The organism is Desulfobulbaceae bacterium (genome assembly GCA_013792005.1).
GTDB lineage: Bacteria > Desulfobacterota > Desulfobulbia > Desulfobulbales > VMSU01 > VMSU01.
In genome coordinates this window covers 22250-33235 of the sequence record VMSU01000032.1, presented here as the reverse complement: position 1 = coordinate 33235, position 10986 = coordinate 22250, and the positions used below count along the sequence as shown (strand labels likewise).

Genomic DNA, 10986 nt, shown 5'->3' with positions numbered 1-10986 from the left:
GTTGATCAAGGTCGGTCTCTTCACCGTGCGGGGAAGGAATCTGCCCTGAGGTAAACTTCTGAACCATCGCCAGAGTTCTACTCACCAAGTTACCTAGATCATTGGCAAGATCTGAGTTATAGCGTGCATCAATGGCCTCTGCAGAAAAGGAGGAATCAAGCCCGAAAGACATCTCCCTGAGCAGAAAATAGCGCACTGCATCGCCACCATACGAAGATACCAGATCCAGTGGCTTGATCACATTGCCGATGCTCTTCGACATCTTGGTATCGTTGACATTCCAATACCCATGAACATGCAACTTCGAGTAAGGACCGACCCTCATAGCCTGAAGCATGGTCGGCCAATAAATGGCGTGAGGCTTGAGGATATCCTTGGCCACCACATGCTCTGACACCGGCCAGAAACGAGAAAAATCAGGACTCGACTCCCCATCGGGTCGATAGCCAATACCGCTCAGATAGTTGATCAGAGCATCGAACCAGACATAAGTGACAAAATTCTGGTCAAAGGGCAGAGGAATACCCCAGGTCAAACGCGCTGTTGGCCGGGAGATACATAGATCTTCCAGGGGCTCGCTCAAAAAAGAAAGGACCTCATTACGATAACGCTCCGGAGTGATAAATCCCGGATTAGCGTTGATATGCTCCAGCAGCCACTGCTGATACCGGCTCATCTTAAAAAAATAATTTTGCTCGGTGATGGCTGTCGGCGCCTTCTGGTGATCAGGGCAGAGTCCTCCCACCAGTTCCTTTTCGGTCAGAAACCGCTCGCAGCCCTGGCAATAGAGCCCCGCATATTCACTCAGAACGATATCGCCCTGGTCATACAATTTTTGCAACACTGCCTGCACCACCTGCTTATGGGCGGGATCAGTGGTGCGAATAAAGGTATCGAAACTGATCTGCAGCGGCCCCGTCACTTGCCGAAACATCCCGCTGATCCTGTCGGCATACTCCTGGGGAGTAACGCCTGCAGCAGCGGCCGCGGCAGCAATCTTGTCACCATGCTCATCCGTTCCAGTCTGGAACCGGACCTCATGCCCTGCCAGACGCTGAAATCGACTGTAGGTGTCAGCGACAATGGTGGTATAGGCATGCCCCAAATGGGGCTCGGCATTAACATAAAAAATCGGGGTTGTTACATACACTGTCATGGCGTCTTTCCTTTTTTCGACCCCCGGGATCTCCGTGAACGATGCGACTTACCCCCACTGGGCTTTGCCCCTTCAGTCCTGGCTGGCTCGGGTTTTCCTCCCTGAGGCTTTTCGCCTGGGGTCCTACCGGCAAGAGGCTTTTGGGACTGGGGAGATTTACCCAGCGCCGGCTGTTTAGCGCGAGGATGGTGTTTGCCGGATGACGATAGCTTTCCCGCCGGGGCAGCTATTGACGCTGGAGTTTTTGCGTCCACGGGTGGGGCAGTAGGCTTTTTCGCCTCTTGACGATCTTCAGAAGGCAGTTTCTCCTTGACTGCCGAAATCCCCTTTTCCCATTCATCACGGGTTAACACCCTGGTATCTCCTGGAGTATCAACTGATGTCACGGTCACCTTACCATCTAAGGTCTTACACTGGGTGACCTTAAACGGCCGCTCCTCAAAAGTGATGACCCGGCCAACCTTAGGCATCCCCTTTTTCAGCGCCTTATAGGTCTCGTACTCATGGGTCAAACAGCAGAGCAAGCGATTACAGACACCCGATATTTTGGCCGGATTTAAAGGCAGATCCTGTTCCTTGGCCATCTTGATCGAAACAGGGGAAAAATCTTTCATAAACAGACCACAACATAATTCCCGGCCACAGCAGCCAATACCACCCAGCATCTGAGTTTCATGCCGAACTCCAATCTGCCGCATCTCTACCCGGGTACGGAACTCTTGAACCAAGGACTTGACCAAATCACGAAAATCCACTCGTGTCTCAGCGCTAAAATAGAAGATAACCTTGCTGCCATTAAAGAAGCGCTCCACCTGAAGCAGTTTCATTTCCAAACCTAAATCCTGAATTCTTCGCTGGCAATAGGTCTTTGCCTCTGTTTCACGCTGAATTAAATTATGATACCGAGAGACTTCATCATTATTGGCTCTCCTGAGAATAGGCAACAAGTCTGCCTTTTTTCCAGGATTAATCGGAGTCAGTTCAATCCCACTGCCACAAACATAAGCAGGTTCCAGCCCATGATCAGTGTGGACCATAACAAGCTCGCCGGCGACCAAGTCCAAAATTTTTGAAGAGGCTGCCTTAGGCTGCAGCTTTTTCCTGAAACTGAGATGATATAACTTCAACTGTTCCGTTGCCGCTGCTATCTCCGGCAAATCGCTCTCAACAACCTCTTCCTTAGGTTCATCCATATATCAACACCTTAAACAATATCTTTGCCTTCAACTACGGGGGTAATCAGCATCTATAACTGCACGAACTTCCAAAACAAAACCTCACAGACAAACGCCCGGTTACAGTTGTGACGCAACTGCTTCTGCGCTTGCCGGATCATGGTAAGCCGCTCGCCGAGCTGCGAAAAATTCCACCTTCGGCCAGCCTCATCACCAAGATGACACAAATCCTGGTTGACCAGGGCCTCGACTGGTCCACCAGCCCCTTGTACCATCAAATCCTTCACCCAAAAGATCAACAGCTCCAGCAAGTTCTCCAATTCATCTTTGGCCACGGCAGCCCGCTCGGCCAAGGCAAAGACCCGCTCCACCGCCCCAGACTGGGCAGGTGTGATTCCAGTCAACCCCTCGGCGATACTCTTCCGAACCTCAAGCAGCTCAGTGCTAGCCAACTCCATTGCCCTGCCAAGACTGCCCTCAGCAATGGAGGCCAGAGTGCGTGCTCGCTCAGCAGACACATCACCTGAGACCAACAAGGCCGCTGCCACAATATCGAAGGCTAAGGGATAAAAAGGGACCACCTGACACCGAGAAACAATGGTGGGTAAAATACCCGCAGCCTCAACTGCGGTCAAGATAAAGACAGTCTGGGCAGGAGGCTCTTCCAAGGTTTTGAGCAGACTGTTTGCCACTTCCGCCCGAGCCATGGTCAGGTGGATATCAGCGAGCAGCACTACACGCCAACCTCCCTCCACCGGCGGATAGGACAATTCCTTTTTTAATGCCCGGATCTGATCGATTTTGATCTGAACGCCATCCGGCTCAATCACCAAAAAATCGGGATGATTTCCCGAAGCTATCTTTCGACAGGACGGGCACTGGCCGCAACTATCGTCCCGATCTTCGACCCCCAGACAGAGAAGGAAGGCAGCATAAGCCCTGGCAGTCATCTTCTTCCCTACCCCGGCAGGCCCCTGGAACATATAGGCATGACTGATCTTACGACGTTCAGAGGCAAGGCGTAACAATCGCTTGGCCTTATCTTGTCCTGCGATATCATAAAACCGGATCAGGGCCATGGCGCTAACCCCAAAGTGAGGGTTGACGCTGCCCCTCCTCTGTCTGAACGGTCTCGGACTCGGACCTCTCATCACTCTGAGCCGGATGACCGGTGACAAAGAGGAACCGCGCCATATTCCGCTGATACTCCGTAAACTGATACTCCCCGACAGGTGTTTGACTACTCAACCGATCGAGATAATTCATCTTGGCATCAAGATCGTCAAGAAAATTCAAAACAAAGGCTTCACGAATCATCGGCAATACAGGCGAGCCAAACTCATGACTCCCATGATGGCTAACCACCAGATGCTTAATCATAGTCGCGGTGCGCTCGGGGAAATCACGCAATCCGGATAACTTCTGCTGAATAATATCCAGGGCAATCGTCATATGTCCAAGCAACCTGCCCTGCTCGGAATAATCGAAAGGCGGCACGTCAAATGAAAATTCTTTAATCTTGCCCAGGTCATGGAGAATGGCCCCGGCCAACAACAACGACTTATTAAGCGCCGGATAAAGAACACACACCGAACAGGCCAGACGGCACAACCCCAAGGTATGCTCAAGGAGCCCACCGATATAGGCGTGATGCATGGTCTTCGCCGCCGGAGCCGTTCTGAATGCTGCCCATAAAGGTTGATCCTTGACTATGGCCTGCAAGAGTCTCCGGATATCCTTATCTTCAATTTTCTTAATCAGGGCAATGAGTTCAGCGGCCATCACCTCGATATCAGCCGACGTCGCAGGAATAAACAGCCCCCAGTCCGCACCTTCAACAATTATGCCTTCAACGCCGTTCACACTCAGCTGCAGGACTCCTTTATACGACTGAGCCCGGCCACTGATCATCACCACTGACCCACCAGGACAGACAGAGGCCAGCCGTTCGGCATTATCCCAGACCCTGCCCAAAATCTCTCCTGTCCGATCCATCAACTCAAGAGTTAAAAACGGTTTGCCGGCTTTGGTTTCGGACAAACGCGCCATTTTAACCAGAAAGAGACCCTTTACCTCCTGGTTATCCTGGATATCGGTAACAAAAAGATTTTTTTCAAGAGTCATGGAACATCACATGTGCCAAATTAACATTGAGTTGCAGCCTGACAATCTACCCCAAATTACGATAATTATATGGATTACATCGTGCTAATGTTGACAATCTCGCAAAAAGTCCGGGAATGGCTAAGCAAAAGGTGCGATATACAAGGAGCGGGGTGTGTTTTGTGAGTGAGGCCATACATATGGTATGCCGAACGAGCAAAACCGCCACGCAATTCAGTTCAATCCCCGCTGGTGTTGGACGGGGACGCAGTAGATCGCACTTTTTGCGACGCCATCAATGTTCCCCTGCAACCAAGAGCTGGTTAGGACACAAAAGATCAGCACGCAAGGCTAATACATATAAACCATATATGCCAATATGGAAACGGAAGATAATGGACTTCTCCCCGGAAAAGAATTTTACCGAGAAAAATATTGAAATTCATAGTATGATACTAACTGATTCAATAGGGCAACCCACCTGAGTCCTTAACTTAAGTTTATGCTGCCGGCAAATGATCCTCTCTTCCACCATGTCCCCGGCACCGAAGACATTCGCATCACCGTCAATGGCAATCCATGCAACCAACAACACCCGGCCACCCCTCAATTCATAACGAAGCCTACCTCTTGGACCTACTCAAGGCCCATGGCCTGCTCACAGCACAACAGATAGAGCAGATCACCATCAAGAAGCATCAACAACGGACCAAATTGCTCCGCCAGCAGCAAACGACCAACAAGCAAAGGACCACCCCTCCGGACTTAATCGATATTATCGTCTCCCTACACTTTGACATTAAGGCGTCACCGGGACAGGAGCTAACCGAAGAGACCATCATCCGCCAGGTCGGTAAAGACCAAAACCTGCCATTCAAGAAACTCGACCCCCTGGAACTTGATCTAAAGACGGTCACCAAGACCATCCCCCAACCCTTTGCCTTAAAGCATCTGCTCTTACCCTTTGCGATCAAAAACGGCGTCCTGGACGTAGCCATCTATGACCCAGCAAATATCCAACTGTTGCAGGATATCGAACGAGCCAACCAAATCAAAATTCAGCCTCACCTCACCACCAAGAGTGATATCCAGAAAATCCTAGGCGAATTTTTCGGGTTCCAGTCCTCGATCTCAGCTGCTGAGACCAACCTCAAAGGCCCGGAAGTTGACTTGGGCAACCTCGAACAGTATGTCAACATCTCCTCGTCAGCTGAGATCGCCTCCTCGGACCAACACATCAAGGGAGCAGTAGATCATCTTTTTAATTACGCCTTTGAACAGCGGGCAAGTGATATCCACATCGAACCAAAACGTAACACCAGCGTCATCCGGCTACGGATCGACGGAGTCCTGCACACCATCTACAATCTGCCCAAGGTAGTGCACCCTGCCCTCATTTCCCGGATCAAATCCCTGTCAAGGCTTGATATTGCCGAAAAACGACGCCCGCAGGACGGCAGGATCAAAGTCAACCGCAGCGGAGATGAAGCAGAGATCCGGGTATCCACAGTCCCGGTAGCTTTTGGCGAAAAGGCGGTACTCCGAATTCTTGACCCCCACATTCTATTCCAGGATCTCACCCATATCGGCTTTTCCGCTCATGATCTTGCCATTTACCAGGACTTCATCTCTGCCCCTCATGGACTGGTACTGGTCACCGGCCCCACCGGCAGTGGCAAATCGACAACACTGTATTCCACCCTCAAGAACATCGCCACCCCCGAAAAAAACATCATTACTGTCGAAGACCCGGTGGAGATGATTCATGAGGAGTTCAACCAGATTTCGGTGCAAAGCTCAGCCGATGTAACGTTTTCAACCATCCTGCGCAACATCCTCCGTCAAGACCCGGATATCATCATGATCGGTGAGATCCGCGACCTTGACACCGCCCACTATGCCGTCCAGGCAGCGCTAACCGGACATTTAGTCTTCTCTACCCTGCACACTAACGACGCCGTATCGAGCATCACTCGGCTGACCGATCTCGGCCTGCAGCCGTTCTTAATTGCCTCAACCCTGCTCGGAGCCATGGCTCAACGCCTGGTGAGAACCATTTGCCCTCACTGTATCGAGGACTTTATCATTGATGCCAGTGAACTCGGCGGCTTCGGATTCCCATCCCCCCCCAGCGGTCCCCTAACTCTGAAACGGGGCAAGGGGTGCCAGCAATGCCGGGGGACAGGGTACCTTGGGCGCTGCGGCATCTTCGAAATCTTCCCCATGAGTGAATCAATCAAGCAAATGACCAGCATCAACGCCCCAGTGTCAGAAATCAGGACCATGGCCATCCGCGAAGGGATGACTCCGCTGATGACCGATGCCTGGCAAAAAATCACAAAGGGCATCACGACTTACGAGGAAGCTATCAGGATCACTGGATCCTGTTGAGAGCACATGTTATGACCAAACATCCCAAGAAAACACCAACACCCGGCAAAGTTATTGGTTCCAACAGAAAGGCAACCCATGACTTTTTCATTGAAGAAACCATCGAGGCAGGCATTTCCCTTCTTGGCCCGGAAGTCAAATCCCTGCGTGAGGGCAAGACCAATCTCGGTGATGGCTACGCCAAAATCGTCAAAGACGAGGTCTTCCTCTATAATGTGCACATCACACCTTACGCCTTCACTACCAACTCAGCTCCTGACCCGATGAGGCCACGCAAACTCTTACTTCGCAGAAGCGAGATCAAGAAATTAATCGGCAAGGTCAAGGAAAAGGGGGTTGCCTTAATCCCTTTAAGGATATACTTTAAGGCTAACGGCAAGGCCAAGGTGGCGTTAGGTCTGGCCCGCGGTAAAAAACTCTACGACAAACGCGATTCCATCAAACAGCGGGAAAACGATCGGGAGTTGAACCGACTCAACAAAGGCAACAGATTCAGTAAGTAAACAAGATCGATATTGCCGGTTACATCACACAAACTTAACACTATGGGGGCGAAACGGTTTCGACGGGGGTACATAAGCCCAGGCTGCATGCCGAGTTCTCTTCACACTCGTTAAACAGGTTGAACATAAACACAGTCGCAGACGACTATAATTACGCCGTAGCAGCTTAATCACTGCTACCGTCTTCTCTTGCCCTCTCCCATGGGGTGGGATGCGGACGCCGACTTCATGGGATAGCCTCCCGGTGCTCCTGCCGCCGCCTGGCGAAACTTAGCTGGATAGCGCTAAAAGCCTTTTGGTCCTGGAAGGGCTGAGGCGCGATAAGCAATTAATCAGGAACACGCATGTAGACGCTTGAGGGGGAGTATTTTCGGACCCGGGTTCAACTCCCGGCGCCTCCACCAATCAATTTTAAACAAACCGATCCTGTTGCCGAGTCCGGCACGCGGGATCGGTTTTTATCTTTTTATAAATTAGAGACTTACGTCGAGTTGAGCATTCAGCCGAATGCTTCTAAATCGCTCCCGTTTCGGGAAATTTCCTTCTTCTCTCTTCTCTGTTGCCACTTTGTTCTCCGTTTTCTCAGCTGCTGTTTCCAACTCAAGTCCAGCGGGAGCCTGGTTGGCGGAAGCCTGTGTCTGCTCCGCTATTTCCGCCTGATACTGCCGAAACGCCTCAGTAATACCGTCAAACAAATCATTAATATCCATCAGGTTCTCCTGTGTTCTGGTTTCTCTGCACCTTACTTGCCGGAGAAACAGAGAACGTGTCGGGATTTACCCACACTTTTTTGAATCTTCCTCATTTGGTATTACTTACCGTCCAGTATCCGGGTCTATCGGACTGTCGAACGACTTGATCAGGCCCGTTTGGCTGTACCATTATAACCTTGGCCATAATGCGGAACGGATTGCCTCCGGCAAATGGCGCCAAAAGTGCAGAAATGGTATTTTTGCAAATTGTGGTTGACAAACATCTCGCATATTCACATATTATGCAGAAATAACATTACAGCATATTGCAAGGTGATTAAATGAAGATGAAAATAAAAAAAATGGCAACCGTGCAGATGGGATATTCGTTCAGGTCTCGTCTCGAAGCCTCTGAAGATGGCGGAGTTGCAGTTATTCAGATGAAGGATCTTCTGGATGACAACACGGTCGGCTGTGATGATTTGGTCAGAATCAATATGGAGGCCATGAAAGAGCACCACCTCGCGCAAAGAGGCGATCTGGTATTCAGGTCTCGCGGTCATGTGACCACAGCAGCGGTTCTTCTTGAAGATCCGGGCAAGGCAGTTGTCGCCGCTCCTTTATTAAGGATAAGGGTGACCAAGCCGGACAAGATTTTGCCCGAGTATCTGAACTGGTACATCAGCCAGCGGGATGCGCAGATTTTTTTGACCAGCCGGGCCAAGGGGACGGTTCAGAAAATGATCAGCAAGCAGGCAATTGAAGATCTGGAGGTGGCGCTGCCAAGCCTGGAAAAGCAGAAAAACATCGTAGAGCTGGCCACGCTTATCGCGAGAGAACAAACCCTGCTTCATACGCTGGCCGACAAGCGGGAACAATACATTTCAACACTGCTAATGCAGTTTGCAAAAGGAACCACGAATGGACACGAATAAACACGAATTATTACTGAAAGATGAGGTGTATCAGATTGTGGGTTGTGCCATGGAGATATTGAACACGCTTGGGCATGGCTTGCTGGAAAAACCATATGAAAATGCATTGGTCGTTGAGTTTGGATTGAAAGGTATTCCCTACAAGCAACAAGCTCGTTTCCCGGTCATCTACAAAACCATTCAGGTTGGAGAATACATTCCCGACCTGATCGCCTTTGATCAGATTGTGATAGATGCCAAAATCATCGAAGCGATCGGCAACAATGAAAGAGCACAATTAATCAATTATCTCAAAATAACGGGTCTGCGAGTCGGGCTATTACTGAATTTTAAGCATGCAAAACTGGAATGGGAGCGAATTGTTCTCTAACCCCATTCGTGAAAATTAGTGTCCATTCGTGGTTAAAAATTATTAAGGAGCATCATTATGAACAAGATTGATCAGAAAGACATTAACAACGCGGCATGGGCGGCGTGTGACACCTTCCGGGGCGTTGTTGATCCGGCGCAGTACAAAGACTACATCCTCGTGATGCTGTTTTTGAAATACATCTCTGATGTATGGCAGGACCACTACGAAGAGTATCAGAAGCAGTATGGCGATGACGATGTCCGTATCCGCCGCAAGCTCGAGCGTGAACGTTTTGTTCTCCCGCAGGTGTTACTCACCGAAAAGAATGAAAAGACCGGCGAAGAGACGGTTCTGGATGAATTCCCCGCCACCTATTACAGCCTGTATGAACGCCGGTCCGCCGCCAACATCGGTGAGCTGATCAACATCGTTCTCGACCATATTGAAGAGAGCAACAAGGCCAAATTGGAAGGCGTATTCCGTAATATCGACTTCAACAGCGAGGTTAACCTCGGGCGGACGAAAGATCGCAATAAGCGCCTTAAAACCTTGCTGGAAGATTTTAACAAGCCACAGCTTAGCATGAAGCCCAGCCTCGTTTCCGAGGATGTCATCGGGAACACCTACATCTACCTGATTGAGCGCTTTGCCTCCGACTCCGGAAAGAAGGCCGGAGAGTTCTTTACCCCGCTGAAGGTGACTGAGCTGGTGGCCAAGCTGGCAGGACCCAAACCGGGCGATCGTATTTGTGACCCGGCCTGCGGATCGGGCGGCCTTTTGGTTCAGGCTGCTGCCGAAGTCGCTAAACAAGCGGGTAGCGATGTACAGGCAGGTCGCAACTTTGCCCTCTTTGGACAGGAGTCCAACGGCAGCACATGGGCGCTCTGCCGGATGAACATGTTCCTGCACAGCTTTGACAGCGCCCGGGTTGAGTGGTGCGACACCCTGAACAGTCCGCTGCTGGTGAAAAATGACCGGCTCATGAAATTCAACTGCGTGGTGGCCAATCCACCGTTTTCGCTGGATAAATGGGGTGCCGAGAATGCCGAGAGCGATCAGTACAATCGCTTCTGGCGCGGCGTCCCGCCCAAGAGCAAAGGCGACTGGGCCTTCATCAGCCACATGGTGGAAACCGCCCTTGAAAAGCAAGGCCGTGTTGCTGTGGTGGTTCCCCATGGCGTGTTGTTCCGAGGGGCAGCCGAAGGACGTATCCGCGAGAAAATGATCGAGGAAAACCTGTTGGACGCCGTGATCGGCTTGCCGGGCAATCTGTTTCCGACCACCAATATCCCGGTGGCGATTCTGGTTTTTGACCGCTCCCGTGAAAAAGGCGGCGTTCGAGAAGAATGCAAGAACGTCTTCTTTGTCGATGCCAGCCGCGAGTTTGTCTCGAATAAGAATCAGAACACCCTCTCAGAGGCGCATCTGGCCAAAATCATGGAGACCTACGCCGCCCGGGCTGAAGAAGAAAAATACGCCCATGTGGCCGAGTTCGCCGAGATCAAGGAAAACGACTTCAACCTCAATATTCCCCGCTATGTGGACACCTTTGAAGAGGAAGAGGAAATCGACATCGACGCGGTGCAGGTGGAAATTGATGATCTGGAAAAAGAGCTGGCAGAAGTCCGCAAGCAGATGGCAGAAAAATTACAGCAGATTCAGATGTAACCATGAATGCA

Annotated in this window: 10 protein-coding genes and 1 other RNA gene; 6 read left to right on the top strand and 5 right to left on the bottom strand. The window is 50.7% G+C overall.

Annotated features, from left to right (window positions below):
* From FP815_01965 to FP815_01950, 4 genes are all read right to left on the bottom strand, one after another.
* Positions 1 to 1156, bottom strand: a 1156-nt coding sequence (locus FP815_01965; GenBank protein ID MBA3013699.1) for a methionine--tRNA ligase, incomplete at its 3' end; no start/stop codon positions are given.
* A complete protein-coding gene (locus FP815_01960) occupies positions 1153 to 2349 on the bottom strand; it encodes a hypothetical protein (GenBank protein ID MBA3013698.1) in 1197 nt (398 codons plus the stop codon). The genes FP815_01960 and FP815_01965, both read right to left, overlap by 4 nt.
* Before the next feature lie 53 nt (positions 2350 to 2402).
* Positions 2403 to 3410 carry a DNA polymerase III subunit delta' gene (gene holB / locus FP815_01955; GenBank protein ID MBA3013697.1) on the bottom strand — a complete coding sequence of 336 codons (1008 nt, stop codon included), beginning with the start codon at positions 3408 to 3410 and terminating at the stop codon, positions 2403 to 2405.
* Between the two features lie 4 nt (positions 3411 to 3414).
* Positions 3415 to 4455 (bottom strand): HD domain-containing protein, encoded by a 1041-nt coding sequence (locus FP815_01950; protein MBA3013696.1) that lies wholly within the window; start codon positions 4453 to 4455, stop codon positions 3415 to 3417.
* 558 nt (positions 4456 to 5013) lie between these two features.
* On the opposite strand from FP815_01950, the gene FP815_01945 reads away from it, so the two are divergent.
* From FP815_01945 to ssrA, 3 genes are all read left to right on the top strand, one after another.
* The gene (locus tag FP815_01945; protein ID MBA3013695.1) at positions 5014 to 6825 is read left to right on the top strand and encodes a type II/IV secretion system protein; all 1812 of its coding nucleotides are present in this window, start codon (positions 5014 to 5016) and stop codon (positions 6823 to 6825) included.
* Positions 6826 to 6836: 11 nt separating this feature from the next.
* Positions 6837 to 7328, top strand: a complete 492-nt coding sequence (smpB, locus tag FP815_01940) for an SsrA-binding protein SmpB (protein ID MBA3013694.1) — start codon at positions 6837 to 6839, stop codon at positions 7326 to 7328.
* A 44-nt stretch (positions 7329 to 7372) separates the two neighbouring features.
* Positions 7373 to 7732, top strand: a transfer-messenger RNA (tmRNA) gene (ssrA, locus tag FP815_01935).
* 69 nt (positions 7733 to 7801) lie between these two features.
* Here the strand turns inward: ssrA and FP815_01930 are convergent.
* Entirely contained in the window at positions 7802 to 8038 is a 237-nt protein-coding gene (locus tag FP815_01930; protein ID MBA3013693.1) for a hypothetical protein, read from the bottom strand.
* A 323-nt stretch (positions 8039 to 8361) separates the two neighbouring features.
* Between FP815_01930 and FP815_01925 the strand changes: the two genes are divergently transcribed.
* From FP815_01925 to FP815_01915, 3 genes are read left to right on the top strand one after another with little or no spacing between them, the layout of a single operon-like run.
* On the top strand, positions 8362 to 8955 hold the full coding sequence (locus FP815_01925) for a restriction endonuclease subunit S (protein ID MBA3013692.1): 594 nt from the start codon (positions 8362 to 8364) through the stop codon (positions 8953 to 8955).
* The gene (locus FP815_01920) at positions 8942 to 9325 is read left to right on the top strand and encodes a GxxExxY protein (GenBank protein ID MBA3013691.1); all 384 of its coding nucleotides are present in this window, start codon (positions 8942 to 8944) and stop codon (positions 9323 to 9325) included. Before FP815_01925 ends, FP815_01920 begins: the two co-directional genes overlap by 14 nt.
* 54 nt (positions 9326 to 9379) lie before the next feature.
* Positions 9380 to 10975, top strand: coding sequence for a type I restriction-modification system subunit M (locus FP815_01915; GenBank protein ID MBA3013690.1), 1596 nt, complete (start codon positions 9380 to 9382; stop codon positions 10973 to 10975).
* Positions 10976 to 10986: the final 11 nt, after the last annotated feature.